Origin of the sequence: Jeotgalibacillus campisalis, assembly GCF_000829515.1 — a bacterium.
In the GTDB taxonomy this organism is placed as follows: domain Bacteria; phylum Bacillota; class Bacilli; order Bacillales; family Jeotgalibacillaceae; genus Jeotgalibacillus; species Jeotgalibacillus campisalis.
Genome location: NZ_JXRR01000017.1, coordinates 50,780 through 70,464, shown reverse-complemented (window position 1 = coordinate 70,464; position 19,685 = coordinate 50,780). Strand labels below are relative to the sequence as shown.

The 19,685-nt window shown below is 41.2% G+C and carries 24 protein-coding genes; 22 read left to right on the top strand and 2 right to left on the bottom strand.

All coding sequences use genetic code 11. The features are described from left to right. Positions 1-277: 277 nt before the first annotated feature. Together KR50_RS12645 and KR50_RS12640 are read left to right on the top strand one after the other, a co-directional pair. Positions 278-2,827 carry a vitamin B12-dependent ribonucleotide reductase gene (locus KR50_RS12645; RefSeq protein ID WP_041059226.1) on the top strand — a complete coding sequence of 850 codons (2,550 nt, stop codon included), beginning with the start codon at positions 278-280 and terminating at the stop codon, positions 2,825-2,827. 96 nt (positions 2,828-2,923) lie between these two features. Further along, positions 2,924-3,811: a patatin-like phospholipase family protein gene (locus tag KR50_RS12640; RefSeq protein ID WP_041059224.1), complete on the top strand. Its 888-nt coding sequence runs from the start codon at positions 2,924-2,926 to the stop codon at positions 3,809-3,811. Here the strand turns inward: KR50_RS12640 and KR50_RS12635 are convergent. Both KR50_RS12635 and KR50_RS12630 read right to left on the bottom strand, forming a co-directional pair. Next, positions 3,803-4,186 (bottom strand): SA1362 family protein, encoded by a 384-nt coding sequence (locus tag KR50_RS12635; RefSeq protein ID WP_041059221.1) that lies wholly within the window; start codon positions 4,184-4,186, stop codon positions 3,803-3,805. The two genes, KR50_RS12640 and KR50_RS12635, sit on opposite strands and share 9 nt — an antisense overlap. A 39-nt stretch (positions 4,187-4,225) precedes the next feature. Further along, a complete protein-coding gene (locus KR50_RS12630) occupies positions 4,226-5,173 on the bottom strand; it encodes a DUF1385 domain-containing protein (RefSeq protein ID WP_041059217.1) in 948 nt (315 codons plus the stop codon). 163 nt (positions 5,174-5,336) lie between these two features. Here KR50_RS12630 and KR50_RS12625 point away from each other — a divergent pair, with 163 nt between their 5' ends. The 20 genes from KR50_RS12625 to KR50_RS12530 all read left to right on the top strand — a co-directional run bounded on the left by KR50_RS12625 (position 5,337) and on the right by KR50_RS12530 (position 19,639). Next, entirely contained in the window at positions 5,337-5,813 is a 477-nt protein-coding gene (locus tag KR50_RS12625; RefSeq protein ID WP_041059212.1) for a YqhR family membrane protein, read from the top strand. A 63-nt stretch (positions 5,814-5,876) separates the two neighbouring features. Next, positions 5,877-6,329 (top strand): type II 3-dehydroquinate dehydratase, encoded by a 453-nt coding sequence (gene aroQ / locus KR50_RS12620; protein WP_408606156.1) that lies wholly within the window; start codon positions 5,877-5,879, stop codon positions 6,327-6,329. Next, positions 6,322-7,383, top strand: coding sequence for a M24 family metallopeptidase (locus tag KR50_RS12615; RefSeq protein WP_041059208.1), 1,062 nt, complete (start codon positions 6,322-6,324; stop codon positions 7,381-7,383). The genes aroQ and KR50_RS12615 overlap by 8 nt, the downstream gene beginning before the upstream one ends. 23 nt (positions 7,384-7,406) lie before the next feature. Further along, positions 7,407-7,967 (top strand): elongation factor P, encoded by a 561-nt coding sequence (gene efp, locus KR50_RS12610; RefSeq protein ID WP_041059205.1) that lies wholly within the window; start codon positions 7,407-7,409, stop codon positions 7,965-7,967. 110 nt (positions 7,968-8,077) lie between these two features. After that, positions 8,078-8,989 carry a stage III sporulation protein AA gene (gene spoIIIAA / locus KR50_RS12605; protein WP_041059203.1) on the top strand — a complete coding sequence of 304 codons (912 nt, stop codon included), beginning with the start codon at positions 8,078-8,080 and terminating at the stop codon, positions 8,987-8,989. Then, a complete protein-coding gene (locus KR50_RS12600) occupies positions 8,986-9,501 on the top strand; it encodes a stage III sporulation protein AB (RefSeq protein WP_041059200.1) in 516 nt (171 codons plus the stop codon). The genes spoIIIAA and KR50_RS12600 overlap by 4 nt, the downstream gene beginning before the upstream one ends. A 17-nt stretch (positions 9,502-9,518) precedes the next feature. Next, a complete protein-coding gene (gene spoIIIAC, locus KR50_RS12595; protein ID WP_041059197.1) occupies positions 9,519-9,725 on the top strand; it encodes a stage III sporulation protein AC in 207 nt (68 codons plus the stop codon). A gap of 9 nt (positions 9,726-9,734) precedes the next feature. After that, positions 9,735-10,133 carry a stage III sporulation AC/AD family protein gene (locus KR50_RS12590; RefSeq protein WP_041059194.1) on the top strand — a complete coding sequence of 133 codons (399 nt, stop codon included), beginning with the start codon at positions 9,735-9,737 and terminating at the stop codon, positions 10,131-10,133. 16 nt (positions 10,134-10,149) lie between these two features. Continuing rightward, entirely contained in the window at positions 10,150-11,307 is a 1,158-nt protein-coding gene (gene spoIIIAE, locus KR50_RS12585) for a stage III sporulation protein AE (RefSeq protein WP_041059192.1), read from the top strand. A gap of 12 nt (positions 11,308-11,319) precedes the next feature. Further along, the gene (locus KR50_RS12580) at positions 11,320-11,853 is read left to right on the top strand and encodes a stage III sporulation protein AF (protein WP_041059190.1); all 534 of its coding nucleotides are present in this window, start codon (positions 11,320-11,322) and stop codon (positions 11,851-11,853) included. 4 nt (positions 11,854-11,857) lie between these two features. After that, entirely contained in the window at positions 11,858-12,475 is a 618-nt protein-coding gene (locus KR50_RS12575; RefSeq protein WP_052477087.1) for a hypothetical protein, read from the top strand. Positions 12,476-12,478: 3 nt separating this feature from the next. Then, positions 12,479-13,039 carry a SpoIIIAH-like family protein gene (locus KR50_RS12570; protein WP_052477085.1) on the top strand — a complete coding sequence of 187 codons (561 nt, stop codon included), beginning with the start codon at positions 12,479-12,481 and terminating at the stop codon, positions 13,037-13,039. Positions 13,040-13,286: 247 nt separating this feature from the next. Continuing rightward, positions 13,287-13,775, top strand: coding sequence for an acetyl-CoA carboxylase biotin carboxyl carrier protein (accB, locus tag KR50_RS12565; RefSeq protein ID WP_041059187.1), 489 nt, complete (start codon positions 13,287-13,289; stop codon positions 13,773-13,775). Between the two features lie 16 nt (positions 13,776-13,791). Next, complete coding sequence (gene accC, locus KR50_RS12560) at positions 13,792-15,150, top strand: acetyl-CoA carboxylase biotin carboxylase subunit (RefSeq protein WP_041059185.1); 1,359 nt, start codon at positions 13,792-13,794, stop codon at positions 15,148-15,150. Positions 15,151-15,166: 16 nt separating this feature from the next. After that, positions 15,167-15,583 carry an Asp23/Gls24 family envelope stress response protein gene (locus KR50_RS12555; protein WP_041059182.1) on the top strand — a complete coding sequence of 139 codons (417 nt, stop codon included), beginning with the start codon at positions 15,167-15,169 and terminating at the stop codon, positions 15,581-15,583. Positions 15,584-15,736: 153 nt separating this feature from the next. Continuing rightward, complete coding sequence (gene nusB / locus KR50_RS12550; protein WP_041059178.1) at positions 15,737-16,138, top strand: transcription antitermination factor NusB; 402 nt, start codon at positions 15,737-15,739, stop codon at positions 16,136-16,138. Positions 16,139-16,162: 24 nt separating this feature from the next. After that, positions 16,163-17,032: a bifunctional methylenetetrahydrofolate dehydrogenase/methenyltetrahydrofolate cyclohydrolase FolD gene (folD, locus tag KR50_RS12545; RefSeq protein ID WP_041059175.1), complete on the top strand. Its 870-nt coding sequence runs from the start codon at positions 16,163-16,165 to the stop codon at positions 17,030-17,032. A 143-nt stretch (positions 17,033-17,175) separates the two neighbouring features. Beyond that, entirely contained in the window at positions 17,176-18,528 is a 1,353-nt protein-coding gene (gene xseA, locus KR50_RS12540) for an exodeoxyribonuclease VII large subunit (protein ID WP_041059173.1), read from the top strand. Next, positions 18,525-18,764 carry an exodeoxyribonuclease VII small subunit gene (gene xseB, locus KR50_RS12535; RefSeq protein WP_041059171.1) on the top strand — a complete coding sequence of 80 codons (240 nt, stop codon included), beginning with the start codon at positions 18,525-18,527 and terminating at the stop codon, positions 18,762-18,764. Before xseA ends, xseB begins: the two co-directional genes overlap by 4 nt. After that, complete coding sequence (locus KR50_RS12530) at positions 18,761-19,639, top strand: polyprenyl synthetase family protein (RefSeq protein WP_041059169.1); 879 nt, start codon at positions 18,761-18,763, stop codon at positions 19,637-19,639. The genes xseB and KR50_RS12530 overlap by 4 nt, the downstream gene beginning before the upstream one ends. Positions 19,640-19,685 lie beyond the last annotated feature (46 nt).

The window sequence follows — 19,685 nt, the reverse complement described above, 5'->3', positions numbered from 1 at the left end:
TTTTTTCTTTTTTGTTACGGCAAAACGGAAAGGAAAACTTTGTCGTAAAGTGCAAGTCTTAAATTCGATCGAAATCAGCTGAAATGGACTATTTTTCCTAGTGAAAGCTTCTTTTTTCTGCAGAAATCAGCTGATTGCCGATTTGACACTTTATAATAATTGACTGAAAAAACTATATATAGTATGCAAGTAAAAAATATCAGTACTATATGTTGTGTTTTACCTTAAAAAAGAGTACACTACAGTAAATCATTATCATAAGAAAGGGGATTGAACGATGACCTCGCTCTCTACTCAGCATTCAACATTAAATGTGGAACAATTAAATCAAGATATTGCAAAATTCGACCCGGTTCACCCAATTACACCGGACATGAAAATAACGCATAAAGGGGTATCACGTCTTGTGATGCTGGACCGTTATGCATTTAAGGATACAGAAAAAAAATCTTTGCGCACAGGTGATTTTGTTGTGCTTACTATTCGGGAAGATCCTAAATTTCCAGCAAGAGGATTGGGATACATACAAAGTATCAACTCCGAAAAAAGAGAAGCTCATGTTCTCATTGAAGAAGAATTCAGGAACTCTTTAGACACGCCAAAAGAAATGGAGACGGGCATCGTTGTCCGTTCGCTTGATGTTATTGAAAAGCCTTTGGAGATTTATTATGAGCAAATAGCATTACGTAATGCAACCGGCCTTGCTTCAGTTGAAAAGACGGAAGAGCAGCGCAGCAAATGGACAGAGGAATTTTATAAAGAATTGTCCAGCCTGCATTTTGTTCCAGCGGGAAGAGTGTTGTACGGAGCAGGGGCTAAGACTGATGTAACGTTCTTTAACTGTTATGTTATGCCGTTTGTAAAAGATTCCAGGGAAGGCATTTCAGATCATCGTAAGCAGGTGATGGAGATCATGAGCAGAGGGGGAGGAGTCGGCACCAATGGATCCACCCTTCGTCCGAGAAATACGTTGGCTCGCGGAGTCAATGGGAAATCCTCAGGCTCTGTCTCGTGGCTCGATGATATCGCCAAGCTCACACATTTAGTCGAGCAGGGCGGCTCCAGAAGAGGAGCGCAAATGATTATGCTGTCTGACTGGCATCCAGACATTATCGAATTTATTATCTCTAAAATGCAAAATCCACGTATTCTGCGATTTCTTCTTGAAACAACAGAAGATGAGTTCATTAAGAAAATTGCCCAGGAGAAATTAAAATTCACTCCTCTGACAGAACAAGAAGTTGGAATGTATCAAAGCATTATAAACTATAAAGAAATCCCGGGATTCGGTGGATTTAATGAACAGATCATTGAAGAAGCTGAGGAGAAATTAGCGACAGGCGGTACGTATTCTGTCCATAATCCTGAATTTCTGACAGGGGCTAATATTTCGATTTGTTTAACTGATGACTTTATGCAGGCTGTTGAACGGGATGGAGAATATAAACTTAGATTCCCGGATGTAGAGTCTTATACAAAAGAACAAATGACTGTTTACAATGACACCTGGCATGAGGTAGGCGATGTTCGCAAGTGGGAAGAATCAGGGAATGCTGTAAGAACGTATCGCACGATCAAAGCAAAAGAGCTTTGGAATCTTATTAATATATGTGCTACCTATTCAGCAGAGCCCGGAATTTTCTTTATAGACAACGCTAATGAAATGACAAATGCTCAAAGCTACGGTCAGCAGGTGGTAGCCACAAATCCATGTGGTGAACAGCCGCTTGCTCCTTACTCTGTTTGTAATCTGGCAGCAGTTAATCTTGCTGAATTTGCCGATAAAGAAACAAAACAGGTACAGTTTGACAAGCTTAAAAAAACGGTCGAGATCGGTGTTCGCATGCAGGACAATGTAATTGATGCAACCCCATATTTCCTTGCAGAAAATCAAACCCAGGCTCTTGGAGAACGTCGAGTAGGTCTTGGTGTTATGGGACTAGCTGATCTGCTCATCTACTGCGAAAAGGAATATGGCTCTGAAGAGGGAAATAAATTAGTTGATGAAATCTTTGAAACGATTGCTGTGACAGCTTATCGGGCCTCTATTGAACTGGCAAAAGAACGCGGAGCTTTCCCATTCCTTGAAGGTGCTTCTGTTGAGAAAACAGCGCAATTAAGAAAAAATTTCACGGAAACAGGATTTATGAAGAAAATGCCCGATGACATTAAAGAGGGGATCCGAACTCATGGCATTAGAAATTCCCACCTCTTAACGGTAGCACCAACCGGAAGCACCGGAACGATGGTTGGTGTTTCCACAGGGCTTGAACCTTATTTCTCATTTACCTACTATCGAAGCGGCCGTTTAGGCAAGTTTATTGAAGTGAAAGCTGATATTGTTCGTGAGTATCTCAGCCTGAATCCTTCCGCTTCAGAAAGTGATTTGCCGGATTTCTTTGTTACTGCAATGGAACTTGCTCCTGAAGCCCATGCCGATACACAATGTGTGATTCAAAGATGGATTGACAGCTCCATTTCTAAAACGGTGAATGCACCAAAAGGCTATGCGGTAGAACAGGTAGAAAGTGTGTATGAGAGATTGTATAAAGGCGGAGCAAAAGGCGGAACCGTATATGTAGACGGAAGCCGGGATTCACAAGTGCTGACGCTTAAAGCTGAAGATAACAATATGAATGAACCAGGTAAAAAAACAAAGCAGAACGTTGTACTCGTTGATACGATTCAAGATTTGCGTTCAACCAATGTTACGATCGGATCTGAACTTGGCAACACATGCCCTGTCTGCCGAAAAGGGACGGTAAAAGAAATCGGCGGCTGCAACACATGTACCAATTGTAATGCTCAATTAAAATGCGGTTTATAAAATGAACATCAAGTGCAGACAGCCGAAAGTGGCTGGCTGCACTTTTTTCATGGTTTTTCGAAACGTTCATATAAATGAGGATATGGAGGTGGAGGGATGATTATTGATCTGGTTTTTTCAGGTGGAGGTGTGAAAGCTATTGCATTTATAGGAGTAGTTGAAGCACTTGAGGAAAAAGGGGTGAAGGTAAGAAGGGTAGCTGGAACAAGTGCCGGTGCGGTAGTTGGAGCATTGGTTGCAGCAGGTTATACATCTATAGAAATTAAAGAAATGCTTCCTGCTCTTTCTCACCTTTTCTTTAAAGAAAATAAACGAAACAAATGGCTGCCTTCGTGGGTGAAATGGATCGAGCTTTATTGGAAAAAAGGGCTGTACTCAGGTGATGGTCTCCTGGATTGGCTGGAACAAAAATTAAATGAGAAAGGAATTCAAACCTTTAATGATCTGCCTGTGGGTTCCTTTAAAATGGTAGCCTCCGATTTGACTTCAGGAAAAATGATCGTTTTGCCCGATGACGCTATTTATTATGACCGTGATCCTTATTCAATGAAAATAGCAAAAGCAGTTCGGATGAGTGCTTCTCTTCCTTTTTTTTATGAACCGGTAAAATGGACAAAGGGCAAGAATATTCATTTGATTGTAGATGGGGGGGTGCTCAGCAACTTCCCCATCTGGCTGCTGGAGGAAAAAGGGGCGGTTGACTCCATCCCGATTATTGGATTTCAATTGCAATCGGCCCGTCAAAAAGAGCCTGCAAGGAGTATAAAAAATGTGATTGAATTGTACTCCGCTTTATTTATTACGATGAAAGAAGCGCACGATGCAAGACACTTAGAGCAAATTAAAAGGAAAAATGTACTGATTATCCCAGTCCCCGATCTTTCTCCAGCGGATGCATTCCTGACAACAAATGAAATGCACGCCCTTATAAAATCAGGACGTGCACATACGCTCGACTATTTGGAATCACTGAACTTAAAGTGATATTTTCTTCTTTTTCTTTCCTTTTTTGCCTTCTATAACGGTCAGTTTTGGTCCATCTATCCGGGAGACAGAAGACCTTTTTAAAGGGATTGCTTTTTTTGAAGGTTGTTTGCCGGGACTTTTTAGTTTAGAAGCTGACACGGGGTTGCCGTATCGCTTTTTCGACTGTCGAACCGCTTTTTTAAACGCCTGCTGGTCTTGCCGCCCTGGCTTACGTGACGACCATAACCGGTAGAGCAGATAGATAACGCCAATGATCGCTGCGTATATTGCTATTCTCCTTAACAAACTTGCCGGGTCTGTAACAAGGGTGTATATTAACCCAAAACTGGCTAAAGCAATTACACTGTAAAAAACGGCCATCCTAACATTCACACTAGCCACCTCCCATAAAACAATCCTTTACTTTTTAGTTTAGACAAGTGCTGCTTTTTTTAAACCTGACTCTGACTCTTTCTCCAGTTCAAGCATCCGGTTAAAAGAAGCAATGGCAACTTCAACCTGATCATCTTTCGGTTCCTTAGTTGTCAGCAGCTGGAGCCACAGACCGGGATAACCTAAAAATTTTAGTACCGGAACAGAACGGACTTTATTGGTAAGTTGAAGGACTTCAAAAGATATTCCAAGCACAACTGGAATTAATGCAATGCGATTTAAAATTCTGACAATAAGCGGATCATGCGGAACTAACAAATAAACAAACATTCCGACGATGACAGTAAACAAAATAAAACTCGAACCACATCTGTAATGAAGTCTGGATTGAGATTGAACATTTTCAACTGTCAGCGGCAGCTTGTTTTCAAATGCATTAATCACTTTATGCTCAGCACCATGATACTGAAACACTCTTTTTATCAGAGGGGTCAAAGAGATAAAGTAAATATATAAGAGGAGAAGCATAATCTTAAATACACTTTCCAATATAACCTGGCCAGTGCGGCCGGATATCACAAACTCTAAAGAAGCAGCTAAAAACAAGGGTACTAATGTAAAAATAAATTTTCCGAATAAAAAGGACAACACACCAATTGCCGCAATGCCAAAAATCATTTCCAATTTAGAAGATTTCTGTTCTTTTTGAACCTTTTCATCCTCTTCAGGTAAAACATCGAATCGTTCACTTGAAAAGTTAAGATGCTGAGTCCCATTGGCGCTGGCTTCAATTAAAGCAATAATCCCTCTAAGAAAAGGAATCTTTTTCATTTTTTGAAAAGATGGCTTCGTTTTTCGAGGAAGATGGAAATACTCGATTGTGTCATCTTTTCGACGAATAGCGGTAACGGTATGACGCCGTCCGCCAAACATTACCCCTTCAACTACGGCTTGACCACCGTATGCGGGCTTTTTCTGATTACTCATTTACATGCACCAACCTATTGTTATACATTCCTTTATTTATAAAGGTATCTTTAGTTTACTAAAAAATAAGCTTTCCTACTAGATGTAAGAATTTTTATTCCTGAAGTCCGGTTAAAAAAAGCCCAACAATGGACATACTGAAAAGAAAAAAGGGTGAACTCAGATGTCTAATGTTGAATTGCCAACAATAAAACGAACACCGCTAACCATTATCATTGGTTTTACAGGCGGGTTATTTTTTATCTTATTTTATGAAGCATTTCATTTCTTTCATTTTATCCCCAAAAATGCACTAATGCCATCATGGGAATTTTTGGCACCTGCGTGGCAAAAAGGAATTGTTCCTCATATTTTATGGTGGCTAATGATTTGTGCTATCTCCATTATATGGGCATTATTATACCAATGGACCGTCAAAAAGTCAGATACCATGTGGCCTGGTATATTTATAAATGTGATTCTTTTTGCAATCATTTTCATTTTGCTCGGCTGGTGGATGGAGATCGGTCCTAATGTCACCGAATTAAAACACCACTCAATCATTTCCTTTTGTTGTCTTTTTATTTTACATGGTGCATTTGTCGGATTTTCGATTTCCTATGATGAACCCTATACCGACAATGAAAAGCACAGCAGATAGTGGGACATTAAGAATCATTATGATACACTTATCTAGATAACTTTGTAAAAGGGTGACTTCATAATGGCGTACTTATTATTAAATGGTCCGAACCTGAACCGTCTTGGTTTAAGGGAGCCTGATATTTATGGAACTGCCACTTTGAGTGACGTTGAGAAAAAGCTGAAGCGTTTAGCAGACAGTCATAATACGGATCTTCAAGTGAAACAGTCGAATCATGAAGGTGATCTGATTGATGCGATTCACCGTGCTGCTGATGAGGGGATTTTTGGGATCATCTTTAATCCTGGTGCGTATTCTCATACCAGCTATGCACTCAGGGATGCGATCTCGTCAGTGGATTTACCCGTTATTGAAGTGCATATTTCCAATATCCACGCACGTGAAGCCTTTCGTCACACATCGCTGTTGTCAGCTGTGACTGCAGGTCAAATTGTTGGATTAGGTGTATTTGGATATGAGCTTGCATTGACGGCTTTGATGGAACAAAACAAGGGGGAGTCAGAAAATGAGTAAACTAGAACAGCTGCGCGAACAAATGGCTAAGCAGGATCTTGACGGATTAATGATAACAAGTTCTTACAACCGAAAGTACATATCGAATTTTACCGGTTCAGCAGGTATCGCTGTTGTATCACAGGATGAAGCAGTATTTATAACGGACTTCAGGTACACTGAGCAGGCAGCAAACCAGGCGAAAGAATTCACGATCGTTCAACACTCAGGACCGATTCACCAGGAGGTAGCATCACAAGTAGAGAAACTGGGCATTAATCGGCTGGGATTTGAGCAGGATCATGTAGTATTTGGTACTTTCAAGCAATATGAAAAAGCTATAGGGACAGCGCTTGTTCCAGTATCTGGGATGGTTGAAAAGTTGCGCTTGATTAAGACAGATTCAGAGATTAAGATATTAAAGGAAGCAGCGGACATAGCAGATGCCGCTTTCAAACATATATTGGACTTTATACAGCCTGGAAAAACGGAACTTGAAGTATCAAATGAACTGGAATTTTTCATGCGAAAGGCCGGTGCTCAATCTTCTTCCTTTGATATTATTGTTGCTTCAGGTGAACGTTCAGCGCTTCCCCACGGAATTGCCAGTGACAAGGTAATCCAAAATGGAGAACTTGTAACAATGGACTTCGGTGCACTTCACAAAGGATATGTTTCTGATATAACACGGACAGTCGCTGTAGGACAGCCAAGTGATAAGCTAAGAGAAATTTATCAGGTAACACTTGATGCGCAGCTGCTTGCGATGGAAAAAATCAAACCGGGTCTTACAGGAAAAGAAGCAGACGCACTTGCAAGAGACTTTATTTCTTCAAAAGGCTATGGCGAGTATTTTGGTCATTCTCTTGGGCATGGCATAGGCCTCGAAGTTCATGAAGGACCGGGGCTTTCTTCAAGATCAGAGACTGAACTTTTAGAGAACATGGTCGTTACAGTGGAACCTGGTATTTATATTGCCGGTCTTGGCGGTGTTAGAATAGAAGATGATACAGTAATTACAAAAAATGGAAACGAAACCTTGACCCATTCAACCAAAGATTTAATTATGTTGTAAGGTCGATTATTAGGAGGATTAAGATGATTTCAGTAAATGATTTTAAAACAGGCTTAACGGTAGAAGTAGACGGTTCAATTTGGCGAGTGATCGATTTCCAACATGTGAAACCAGGGAAAGGAGCTGCCTTCGTGCGCTCAAAACTTCGTAACCTGCGCACAGGAGCCATTCAGGAAAAAACATTCAGAGCTGGTGAGAAAGTAGCAAAAGCGCAAATAGATAATCGCAAAATGCAGTATTTATATGCAAACGGGGACATGCACGTCTTCATGGATAATGAAACATATGACCAGATTGAAATTCCTGCCAGTCAGATTGAATATGAACTGAAATTCCTAAAAGAAAATATGGAAGTTCAAATTATGATGTATCAGACTGAAACGTTAGGTGTTGAACTGCCTAATACAGTTGAATTAAAAGTAATTGCTACAGAGCCGGGTATTAAAGGTGATACATCGAGCGGAGGCTCCAAGCCTGCAACAGTTGAAACAGGACTCACAGTCAACGTTCCGTTCTTCATTAATGAAGACGACGTGTTAATCATTAATACCACAGATTCTACGTACGTTTCAAGAGCACAATAATAGTAAGTAAAAGCTGTAAGGAATTTTCCTTACAGCTTTTTTTATGTCATAAAATAGCATGCCGGCCAATAGGATAAACCACAATGATGAATTCCAAGGGTGTTGATTGAATGCATACGATTCTTTATTTATTTCCTGAACGACTGCAGCAAATTCTAGTTAATAGCTATACAGCATCTTTAATCGGAGTAGAAGAAATTAGAATTCGAATCGGTCGTCCCGTTCAAATAGAAACTTACTCCGGCACAGAGGATTTAGATTACATCCCATCGCATAATGACCGGCAGTATGTAGCAGAAAAAATTTCTCAGCATTCTTTTTATTCGCTCGAAGAAGAAATGAGGAAGGGATATGTGACGATCGAAGGCGGGCACCGTGTTGGCATTGCGGGGAAAGTTACACTTGAGGAAGGGAAAGTAAAAGCAATTCAGTCCATTTCATCTTTCGCTATCCGGAAAGCGACCCAGCAGATCGGCTGTGCTGACCCTTTTATGGACGAGCTGTGGGATCCTGAATCCAAGCGATGGATGCATTGTCTTCTTTTTGGACCACCAAAAAGCGGAAAAACAACATTGTTGAGGGATTTTGCACGGTATATCTCCATTCATCATCCTGGTACAGAAAATAGATCAAAAAAAGTATCGATTGTGGATGAAAGATCTGAGATTGCTGCCTGCCATAATGGAGTTCCTCAACTCACCTTTGGTACGAAGGTAGACGTGCTGGACCGATGTCCCAAACTAGAAGGGATGAGCATGATGATCCGCTCTATGAGTCCTGAAGTAATGATTGTTGATGAGATCGGACATGAGAGAGATATAGATGCCATCATTGACGCGATGTATACCGGTGTGACGATGATCATGACCGCACATGCCAGTTCAATTGCAGAATTACAGAAACGTTCTTTAATGGACAAGCTTTTAAAAAATGAAATTAATCACTATATTTGCTGCTCTCAAAACGGCTACACCTTATATAGAGATAACAGGGAAGTAGCTGTATCGGAGAGAATACGATGACTATCCACTGGATTGGAGCACTTCTATTTATTACAGGGTCGAGTCTGGAAGGATTCAGACGATCAAATCAATTACAAAAAAGACAGCTAGCCTTAATTGAGTTTGCGCAGGCATTAACATGGATGCAAAATGAAATTGTAAAAAGACAAACACCGATTTTGGAGATTATCCAGACACAAATTCAAAGAAAAGGCGAAGTTGGGGAACTTTTTGGGTTTTTCCAAGACCAATTAACCATGAATCAGTCTCTTTTGAAAGAAGCCTGGACAAAAGCAGTTTTGGCCTATAAGCCGACATCAAATTTGTCAGTTGAGGATCTGGAATGGATCACTCGTGTAGGAGATGCAGTTCAGCCCTATGACCGTCAATCTATTGAAAAAGAATTAAGTTTCATTATAGATATGTTAAGAAGCCGTCATCAGGAAGCAAGAAATCTGGCCTTGCAGATGGGAAAGGTTTATAAAGCTTTAGGGGTGATGGGAGGCATATTGATTGTTTTGCTTCTTAGTTAAAGATAGGAGCGATCGTTATGGCAATTGACATTGATACTTTATTTAAGATAGCTGGAGTAGGACTAGTAGTAGCGCTTCTATACACGGTTTTAGATCAGGTCGGCAAAAAGGATTTTGCACAATGGCTGGCATTCGCGGGATTTTTGTATGTACTCTTTATCGTATTGCAGGCATTGGATTCTTTCTTTACAACAATTCGGTCCGTTTTTATGTTTTACGAGTAGGAGCGCATCATGGACGAGCTGCTACGAACAATTGGAATCTGTTTTTTAGCCGGTTTTATGTCTCTTATGTTAAAGGAAAAGTCCCCTGCCATCTCTATGCTTTTATCGATGTGTGCTGCAGCCATGCTGTTAACCCAGTTATTTTTCTCAATTCAGCTGGTCATGGGTATGGTGCAGCGTTTTTCAGCTTATTTGCCTCAAATGGATTTATATATAAGCACGCTCATAAAAGTATTAATGATCGCCTTTATTTCAGAAACAAGTTCTCATCTTTTAAAAGGAGCCGGTCAGCAGCTTCTGGCAACTGTCGTAGAATGGACGGGGAAAATTTTCATCTTAATGATCGCGCTGCCCATCTTTTATGAATTGCTTCAACGAATGCTGATACTATTGCCCGGAGCACAATGAGAGGATGAACAGCTTCATGAGCGCTCAGCCTATTAACAGCCAGCCAAATAATCCGCCATCTGATCTAAACGAACAAGTAAACGCGCAGGTTAATCAGCAAGTAAACGAGCAGCTTGACGGTCAGAATCATGAAGCATGGCTGGGGTTTTGGGATCAGCTGACCGGTGTGTATGGTGAATATTTACCGTCACTGACAAAACATGATTTACTGGCACTTATTTTTAAACCGCAATCCTCAATAGCGGAATGGTTTTCAGGAATTCTGCGATTTATTTTTCATGAGGTGGCCGAACAGGCGCATATTATCTTTTGGCTTCTATTGCTGTTAGTAATTGGATCCATCCTGCAAACACTGCAGCAGTCGTTCTCTTCAAGCGGTGTAGCATCAGTCAGTTCAGTAGCAATGACAGGATTATTGCTGATGATTGTAATTGAAAGTGTCCAGACGTGTGTGACATATGTGAATGAGACTGTCGATCTTATGGCTGATTTCATGTATGCTCTTTTACCGTTATATATGGCCATGCTGACCTTGTCAGGCAGCGTTACCACGGCAGCTGCCTCTCATCCCATTCTCCTTTTTATTGTTCAATTCAGCCATTATCTTATGCAGTATTTTCTTGTTCCTTTATTTGTACTATCCATTCTTCTCGATATTGTAGACACGATATCTATTTCATTTAGAACCTCTAAAATGGCCGGGCTTTGCAGGCAGGTAGGGATGTGGCTTTTAGGGGTGGTGGTCATGATTTATATGTCCATTTTTTCTGTCCAGGGAGTAACAACATCGGTCACAGATGGAGTCGGGGCAAAAACCGTTAAAACCATTGCTGGGCAGTTTATTCCGTTCATTGGAAAAGTTGTAGCAGATACAACGGATCTCTTGCTTGCTTCAACTGTACTGGCTAAAAATGCTGTTGGTCTGGCAGGAGCGCTGGTCTTAGGAATTATGGTGCTTTTTCCGGCGCTTAAGATTCTTGTTATCGCGTTTATGTATAGGATATGTGCAGTCGTAATGGAGCCTTTAGGCCACCCTGGAATGGTACAAGCTGTTGATGCTGTCAGCAAGGGCCTCTTTCATCTTTGCGGAGCTTTGGTTTTAGTATCCATCATGTTTTTGCTTGGGATAGTGGTGCTGCTGATCGTCAGCAATATACCGTTGATGATTCGATAAGGAGTGGATACTGTGGATGCAGTTTATCAATGGGTCATTAATCTTTTAGTACTAGTCGTACTGATGGCATTGTCTGATCTGCTTGTTCCATCAAATTCATGGCGGCCATTTATCAGGCTGGCATTAGGTGGTCTCCTGCTTATTTTGCTTTTGGAGCCTCTGTTTTATTTTTTCAGAAATGAAGAATCGATTGTCACGATTCCATTTTCACAAATTGAACAGAGTATTTCAGCAGAACAAGAAGAAGGCGAAGCTATGATTCATGACATGAATAACAAACATCAATCATACATATGGAGTGAGGTATCAGACAAGCTGGCAAAACAGGCAAACCCCATCGTTTTGGAAGAGTTTGATGTCGAGCTTTCCAATGTAATCATCTGGCCGAACGATTCTTCAATAGAAGAATTCAAGGGAGAAGTAGAAGTGGAGTTAAGCGGGTTGTCACAAATTTCTTCTGACAGTGAACAGGAGCTGCTGCTGCTGCTGGCGCAGGAATGGGGAGTGCCGGCAGCATCCATCAAATTAACGCAGGTAGGGGAGTGAAGTTGTGGCAGATAAAAAGGGATGGGACAAGCTGAGGGATTGGATCGCTTCCTCAAGAGATCCGACATCTAATCGAAAACTGCAATTGGTCATGGTATTAGTTGTAGCAGGTGCACTCATGATGCTGCTGCAAGGAACGAAGCCTCCTGCTCAGGAGCTTCCTTCAAATCCGGCAAACGCGGTAAGCGAAAGTGAATCTTTAAAAGATGAACCCATCAGAGAGATGGAAAAAGATATAGAAAAACAGTTAGCAGATATATTAAAAAAGGCACTGGGAACGAATGATGTAAATGTGATGGTCAATCTGGCTACGAGTGAAAGAAAAATTTACGAAAAAAACGAAACGCTCCAGCAGGATCAATCATCCGATCAACGGGAAAATGAAGAATCTTCTATGGACAGGCGCTCTTCAACTAGAGAACTGGTTCTTGGAAATCAGGGTCAAAATGGGGATCCGATTTTAAGTTATGTAGAAAAGCCAACTGTTCTGGGTGTCATGATTGTGGCAGAAGGAGCAGATAACATAAAGGTGAAGAAATGGATCACAGAATCAGTTGCCCGTGTGATGGATATTTCTACTCACCGCGTGGCAGTTATTTCAACCAAACAGAAGGAGTCGTGACCAATGATGCTGAAAAAACAAACGGTATGGCTGTTAACAATGGTTAGTTTAGTAGTCGTTTTGTCTGTGTACTATGTAACGTCGCCGAGAGATCAGGCTGCTCCGATTATGCCGGACGATACAGCTGATATGGTTCTTGGAGAAGATGGAGAAGAATGGGTAGTAGAAGATGATGTGGACGTTTCAGCTGAAGCAGTTGAAGATGAAATGTTTGAAGTGCTCAGAATGGAAGTACAGGATCAACGGAATTCTCTAAAGGATCAATTGAGAACAAAAGTGGCGTCAAATGAATTTTCTGCTGACGAGAAAAACGAAGCTTTCACTGAAATTAATGATCTGACAAATCTTGAAACGAAAGAAGCGATGATTGAAACGATGATCAAAGGCCTGGGCTATGAAGATGCTCTTGTCCGGTCAGAAGAAGACCGTATTATTATTTCTGTAAAATCAGCAGACAACAGCCATTCAAAGGAAGCTGCCAATGAATTAATTCAATTAGGCAGAAAAGAGCTTGGAGAATCGAAGGTGGTTCATGTAGAGTTCCAGCCTGGCGAAGGAGAATAACTGAATCCCTTGGAACTAGCGCACTTAGCTAGTTTCTTTTTTTTTGTGTGGGAGAAAGGATAAACGAAAGGATGCATCCGGGGTGGACCTAACTTTTACATATTATGATACAATGGCAACAGTGTAAGCCATTTCACCTGTATATGACTTTTTTTCAGGTGGCTGTTGAATTCAAACATTCAATTAACGTATGATATTAGCAGCTGCTACTAATTCATTATTATAAAAAGGCCAAGGAGTGTCCACTATGTTAAAAGTACAAGAGATTAGAGAACTTATCAAACTGATTGATCAATCTACCATTGATGAATTTACTTATGAAAATGACGGGGAAAAAATTAAATTAAAAAAACAGGTTCAAACCGCTAAACAGCCTGCAATTGCTAAAGTTGTACAGGAACAGGCAGAGCCTGCGCCTGAATCTGCTCAACCAGCTCCTGCTGACAGCACAAAACCTGCACCGGAAGTCCAGCAGGAAACACAAGCAAACAGGGATGGGACGGTTGAAATCAAATCTCCTATGGTAGGCACATTTTATCATGCCTCTTCACCAGATGCTGAAGCTTTCGTAAAAGTCGGCTCAATGGTGAATGAAGATTCTACGGTTTGCATTGTGGAAGCCATGAAGCTATTTAATGAAATAGAAGCAGAAGTTAAAGGGGAAATAGTTGAGATCCTGGTTAAAGACGGTCAGCTAGTTGAATACGGCCAACCACTTTTTCTTGTGAAGGAATAGTTAGGAGAGAATTCAAATGATCAAAAAAGTGTTAATTGCCAATCGAGGAGAAATAGCTGTACGCATTATTCGTGCCTGCCATGAGATGAATATTGAGACAGTGGCCGTCTATTCTGAAGCAGATAAAGAAGCCCTGCATGTTCAAATGGCAGATGAAGCAATCTGTATAGGCCCAAAAGCCTCGAGAGACAGCTATTTAAATTTTACAAATGTCATTAGTGCAGCAAAACTTACCGGATCTGATGCTATTCATCCAGGTTATGGATTTCTTGCAGAGAATGTGGACTTCGCAGAGCTTTGCCGCGAATGCAATATTATTTTCATAGGACCGAGCCCTGAAGCAATCTCTAAGATGGGAACAAAAGACGTAGCAAGAGAAACAATGCGCCTAGCAGGTGTTCCAATCGTACCTGGTTCAAAAGGAATTATAAAAAGTGACGAAGAGGCGACTGAACTTGCAAATGACATGGGATACCCTGTTATTATTAAAGCAACAGCAGGCGGCGGCGGAAAAGGGATAAGAGTCGCGCGCAGTGAGGCGGATCTATTAAAAGGAATTAAAATCACTCAGCAAGAAGCTGAAACCGCCTTTGGCAATCCTGGAGTCTACATAGAAAAATATATAGAGGACTTCAGACATGTCGAGATTCAAGTGATGGCCGACAGTCATGGGTCGGTTATCCATTTAGGAGAAAGAGACTGCACGATACAGCGCAGGCTCCAAAAATTGCTGGAGGAATCCCCTTCACCTGCTCTGGATCAGGGGATCAGATCTCAAATGGGAGATGCCGCTGTTAAAGCAGCACAAGCTGTTAACTATACTGGAGCTGGTACGGTAGAGTTTATTTATGATTCAAAAGAGAAATCCTTTTACTTTATGGAGATGAACACACGCATACAGGTCGAGCACCCGGTTACTGAAATGGTTACGGGCGTGGACCTTATAAAAGAACAAATCCGCGTAGCTTCCGGTGAAACATTAAGTTTAACTCAAGAGGAAGTAACCTTTTCAGGATGGTCGATCGAATGCAGAATTAACGCAGAGAATGCTGAGAAAAACTTTATGCCTTCAGCTGGCAAAATAGAAATGTATCTTCCTCCGGGTGGTCTGGGAGTACGAATTGATTCTGCTGCATATCCTGGTTATATAATCCCTCCTTACTACGATTCGATGATTGCAAAAGTAATTACGCACGGTGCTACCAGAGACGAGGCAATTGCCAAGATGAAACGAGCGTTAGACGAATTTGTAATTGAAGGTGTCCATACGACGATTCCATTCCATATGCGCTTACTTGAGCATGAAACATTTGTAGGAGGAGACTTTAACACAAAATTTTTAGAGACATATGATATTATGGCTAAAAAGGACTGAAATGGAGGTCGATTACATGGCTGAAAATCAACCGCAACTATTGCAGATGAACAGCTTGGAACACAATCAACTTGGAAAAATTGAGATCGCACCTGAAGTGATTGAAGTAATTGCAGGGATCGCTGCTTCTGAAGTTGAAGGTATAGCACAAATGAGAGGGAACTTTGCCTCAGGTGTTGTTGAACGCCTCGGCAAGAAAAACCACGGCAAAGGTGTCAAAGTGGAGCTTGGTGAAGAAGGCATTATAGTAGACGTTTACTGCACCATCAAATTTGGTGTTTCCATTCCGTCTGTTGCACAGAAAATCCAGGACAATATCCGCCAGACACTTAAGAACATGACGGCTCTGCTTGCAGAAGAAGTAAATATTCATGTAGTCGGTATTCAATTTGAATCTCAAAAGCTTGAACAGGAAGAACAAGAAGCCGAATAACTAAAAACAGGCGCATATTGAATATGCGCCTGTTTTTTCATTTTTATGAAAATAATGAATCCGCAAAGTTCCGTTATGCGGTGCGGTTATTTTATGCTATGATCTTTTTATGACATGGAAACATACGTAATTAGTGAAGGAGTTTATGAAGCAATGAAAAGAAGAACGGCTCGTGAAAAAGCACTTCAGGCCCTCTTTCAAATGGACATGAATGAGATGGAGCCACTTGAGGCAATTGATAATGTATTAGAAGATGAAGGACAAGATGAGTACCTGGAATCATTAGTGGTCGGTGTAAATGAGCATAAAGAAGAAATCGACAAGATGATCCAGGAGCATCTTCAGCACTGGAAAATGGAGCGCCTGGCTCGTGTAGACCGCAACATTCTGCGTATAGCCCTTTATGAATTGCTGTATAAAAAAGAAGATGTACCTCATAATGTGGTGTTGAATGAAGCAGTTGAAATTTCCAAGCGTTTCGGTGATGACAAATCGAGTAAGTTCGTGAATGGGGTATTATCTAAACTATTAGGTACATTGCATTCGCGGGATTAAAACTCACGGGGAGGCAATTTTAATATGACTGCATCAATAATTGATGGAAAAAAAATATCTCAACACATACGGGAAACGATTGAAGAAAGAGTAACTGCCTTAAAACAATCCGGCATCACACCTGGACTTGCAGTTGTGTTAGTTGGAAATAATCAAGCATCTAAAACCTATGTCTCCATGAAAGAAAAAGCCTGCAAAAAGCATGGTATTCATTCTGCCCTAATCAGGCTGGATGAGGATATCACTGAGCGGGGACTGCTCGATAAGGTAGCTGAATTAAATGAAGATCCAGCTATACATGGCATACTGGTCCAGCTTCCTCTCCCTTCCCATATTAACGAGACAAATGTAATTGAAAGCATCGATCCGTCCAAAGACGTGGACGGGTTTCATCCTATAAATGCAGGACGATTAATGACAGGCGGAGATGGATTTGTTCCGTGCACACCGTATGGAATTATTGAAATGCTTAAATTTGAAAACATCGCTCTGTCAGGAGCGCATGCTGTGATAGTGGGGAGAAGCAACATTGTAGGAAAACCGATGGGGCAATTGCTATTGAAAGAAAATGCTACCGTAACGTATTGTCATTCCAAAACAAAAAACCTTGCATTTCACACGAAGCAGGCAGATATTTTAATAGCTGCAGTGGGAATAAAGGAACTGATCACGAATGATCATATAAAAGAGGGAGCTGTCGTTATTGATGTAGGAATGAACCGCGATGACGAAGGGAAATTATGCGGAGACGTTGATTTTCAAGGCTGTCGATCAAAAGCTCATGCCATTACACCAGTGCCCGGCGGAGTGGGTCCTATGACCATTACAATGCTGCTCGCCAATACGGTGCAGTCAGCAGAAAAGCACGTAGTGGATTTGAACCTAAGCAATTGATTTATGTAAAGGAGCCGGCTCTTCAGCAGCCGGCTCCTTTACTATCATACAAGATTAACTATTCTCCATCATCCTGGCTTTAATAATTGAAATACTGCTGATGAATTATGTAAGCTATTGATGGAAGGGAAGTGAAGAAGAGCATGAGCGAAAGGAAATATCTCACAGTAAATGCATTAACCAAATACATAAAGAGAAAGTTTGATGCAGACCCTCACTTAAACAATCTCCTCATTCAAGGAGAAATATCCAATTTCAAACGTCACTCAAGCGGCCATTGTTATTTTACCTTAAAGGATGACAAAGCCAGAATCCTTTCCGTCATGTTTTCTGCCAACAGCAGTAAGCTTAAATTTACCCCTGAAAACGGCATGATGGTCCTAATTACGGCAGATGTGTCCGTTTATGAAGCGTCCGGCCAGTACCAACTTTATGTGAAATCCATGCAGCCTGAAGGTGTTGGAGCACTTTTTTTAGCCTATGAGCAGCTAAAAGAAAAACTCTCGAAAGAAGGATTATTTGACCTCTCCCATAAAAGACCATTGCCTCTATATCCTAAAACAATTGGGGTAGTGACCTCACCTACAGGTGCGGTGATCCGGGACATCATTACCACTGTACAGCGCAGGTACCCGATCGCTAAAATTAAGTTATATCCAGCTTCAGTTCAGGGAGATAAAGCATCTCAAAGTATCGTATCTGCAATGGAAAAAGCCGAACAGGATCCTTCTCTTGAATTGCTTATTGTAGGAAGAGGCGGGGGGTCTATTGAAGAACTTTGGCCATTCAATGAAGAAGCCGTTGCAAGAAAGATCGCGAATTTTAAGGTCCCTGTTATTTCCGCTGTAGGGCATGAAACAGATACGACCATTGCAGATTTTGCAGCCGATTATCGAGCCCCTACACCAACGGCAGCAGCAGAAATGGCAGTTCCTCATATTGATGAAGTCCGTGAACGGCTGATGACAAAAGAAATGAGAAATAGGAGAGCAATGAATGAGTTAGTAACACATAAAAAACATCAATTGAGCAAGCTTTCAGGATCGATCATTTTTAAAAAACCGGAAAGACTCTATCAGCAGCAGATGGAGCGGCTTGACAGATTGATGCTTCAACTGAAGAGAGAATTGTATCAGCTTTCCGATTCGAGGCGTGAGACACTCAAAGGGATGAGTCACCGGCTCGATCGCATGCATCCAAAGCAAATGATTTCGATTCAGCATGAGCGAATTTCCTCGCTTGATCGATTGATCTCTTATCGAATGGACCAAATGGTAAAACAAAAATCTGCCCATTTCAATGGAGTTATAGGTACGCTTCAGGCACTTAGTCCCCTTGGAGTAATGAAACGCGGATACAGTTTGGTGTATGATAAAGAAAATAAATTAATCAAAGATGAATCTGCTATAGAAAGCGGTCAGGAAATTCGTGTTTCTCTGCCCTCAAAGGATTTATTATGCACCGTTAATGAAGTCAAGGAGCGTGAAGTAAAATGACAGCAAAAAAACAACTTTCATTTGAAGAAGCAATGAATGAACTCGAGACGATTGTAGTAAAGCTAGAAGAAGGGGATGTGCCGCTTGAAGAAGCATTAACGATCTACCAAAAGGGTATGGAACTTTCTAAACTTTGCCATGACAAGCTTCAGCAAGCAGAAAAGCAAATGGCTACGGTTATGACAGAAGAAGGAGAAAAGCCTCTTGACATTGAAACAGAGGAAGAAGGATCATGATTCCTTTAGAAGATTTTATCGATAAATACAAAAAGAAAATCGAGCTTGAATTATCTAAAGAGATGGATCGGCAGGACGCTCCTGATTCATTAAAAAAGGCGATGAAGTATTCACTTGATGCTGGAGGCAAGCGCATCCGCCCCTTACTAGTTTTGGCTACAATGAGTGCGTTTGAGAAAGATTGTGAAAGAGGAATGAAAACAGCTGCTGCGCTGGAGATGATTCATACGTATTCTCTCATACATGATGATCTTCCAAGTATGGATGACGATGATTTAAGAAGAGGAAAACCGACCAACCATATCGTCTTTGGCGAAGCACTGGCCATTTTGGCTGGTGATGCGTTGTTAACACAAAGCTTTTCGCTTATTTCGTCAAGCGATCTATCTTCAGATCAAAAAATAAGGATTATAAGTGAACTTGCCAAATCCTCAGGTCCTGAAGGAATGGTTGGGGGGCAGGTTGCAGATATTGAAGGAGAAAACAAACAACTCTCAATTGATCAACTTGAATCCATTCATTTAAGGAAGACAGGAAGACTGCTGCAATTTGCAGTACTGGCTGGAGGCATAATGAGTGAGGCAACTGCTGCACAATTACACCATCTTGAACAGTATGCTTTGCATATAGGGCTGGCATTTCAAATCCGGGATGACATCCTCGACGTTGAAGGTGAAGAAGAAGAAATTGGCAAACCGGTGGGGAGTGATCAGTCAAGAAATAAAAGCACCTACCCTGCCCTCCTTGGAATGGACAAAGCAAAACAAAAGCTTGAATTCCACATACTTGAAGCAAAAAAAAGTTTATCTGCTCTTCAATTTGAACAAAGTTTGTTACACTCTATAGCGGATATGATTGCCAAACGCAGCTCATAAGCATTTTGCTGAAAAAATGTTGGAATTTATGATACAATACTTCAAA

Excerpts from the sequence above, each read along its gene's own strand:
- efp (WP_041059205.1), top strand. The coding sequence starts at position 7,407 with ATGATTTCAGTAAATGATTTTAAAACAGGCTTAACGGTAGAAGTAGAC.
- KR50_RS12630 (WP_041059217.1), bottom strand. The coding sequence starts at position 5,173 with ATGAGTAATCAGAAAAAGCCCGCATACGGTGGTCAAGCCGTAGTTGAA.
- nusB (WP_041059178.1), top strand. The coding sequence starts at position 15,737 with ATGAAAAGAAGAACGGCTCGTGAAAAAGCACTTCAGGCCCTCTTTCAA.
- spoIIIAC (WP_041059197.1), top strand. The coding sequence starts at position 9,519 with ATGGCAATTGACATTGATACTTTATTTAAGATAGCTGGAGTAGGACTA.
- accB (WP_041059187.1), top strand. The coding sequence starts at position 13,287 with ATGTTAAAAGTACAAGAGATTAGAGAACTTATCAAACTGATTGATCAA.
- accC (WP_041059185.1), top strand. The coding sequence starts at position 13,792 with ATGATCAAAAAAGTGTTAATTGCCAATCGAGGAGAAATAGCTGTACGC.
- xseA (WP_041059173.1), top strand. The coding sequence starts at position 17,176 with ATGAGCGAAAGGAAATATCTCACAGTAAATGCATTAACCAAATACATA.
- KR50_RS12590 (WP_041059194.1), top strand. The coding sequence starts at position 9,735 with ATGGACGAGCTGCTACGAACAATTGGAATCTGTTTTTTAGCCGGTTTT.
- KR50_RS12555 (WP_041059182.1), top strand. The coding sequence starts at position 15,167 with ATGGCTGAAAATCAACCGCAACTATTGCAGATGAACAGCTTGGAACAC.
- KR50_RS12615 (WP_041059208.1), top strand. The coding sequence starts at position 6,322 with ATGAGTAAACTAGAACAGCTGCGCGAACAAATGGCTAAGCAGGATCTT.
- xseB (WP_041059171.1), top strand. The coding sequence starts at position 18,525 with ATGACAGCAAAAAAACAACTTTCATTTGAAGAAGCAATGAATGAACTC.
- KR50_RS12640 (WP_041059224.1), top strand. The coding sequence starts at position 2,924 with ATGATTATTGATCTGGTTTTTTCAGGTGGAGGTGTGAAAGCTATTGCA.
- spoIIIAE (WP_041059192.1), top strand. The coding sequence starts at position 10,150 with ATGAGCGCTCAGCCTATTAACAGCCAGCCAAATAATCCGCCATCTGAT.
- KR50_RS12645 (WP_041059226.1), top strand. The coding sequence starts at position 278 with ATGACCTCGCTCTCTACTCAGCATTCAACATTAAATGTGGAACAATTA.
- aroQ (WP_408606156.1), top strand. The coding sequence starts at position 5,877 with ATGGCGTACTTATTATTAAATGGTCCGAACCTGAACCGTCTTGGTTTA.
- KR50_RS12570 (WP_052477085.1), top strand. The coding sequence starts at position 12,479 with ATGATGCTGAAAAAACAAACGGTATGGCTGTTAACAATGGTTAGTTTA.
- folD (WP_041059175.1), top strand. The coding sequence starts at position 16,163 with ATGACTGCATCAATAATTGATGGAAAAAAAATATCTCAACACATACGG.
- KR50_RS12625 (WP_041059212.1), top strand. The coding sequence starts at position 5,337 with ATGTCTAATGTTGAATTGCCAACAATAAAACGAACACCGCTAACCATT.
- KR50_RS12600 (WP_041059200.1), top strand. The coding sequence starts at position 8,986 with ATGACTATCCACTGGATTGGAGCACTTCTATTTATTACAGGGTCGAGT.
- spoIIIAA (WP_041059203.1), top strand. The coding sequence starts at position 8,078 with ATGCATACGATTCTTTATTTATTTCCTGAACGACTGCAGCAAATTCTA.
- KR50_RS12530 (WP_041059169.1), top strand. The coding sequence starts at position 18,761 with ATGATTCCTTTAGAAGATTTTATCGATAAATACAAAAAGAAAATCGAG.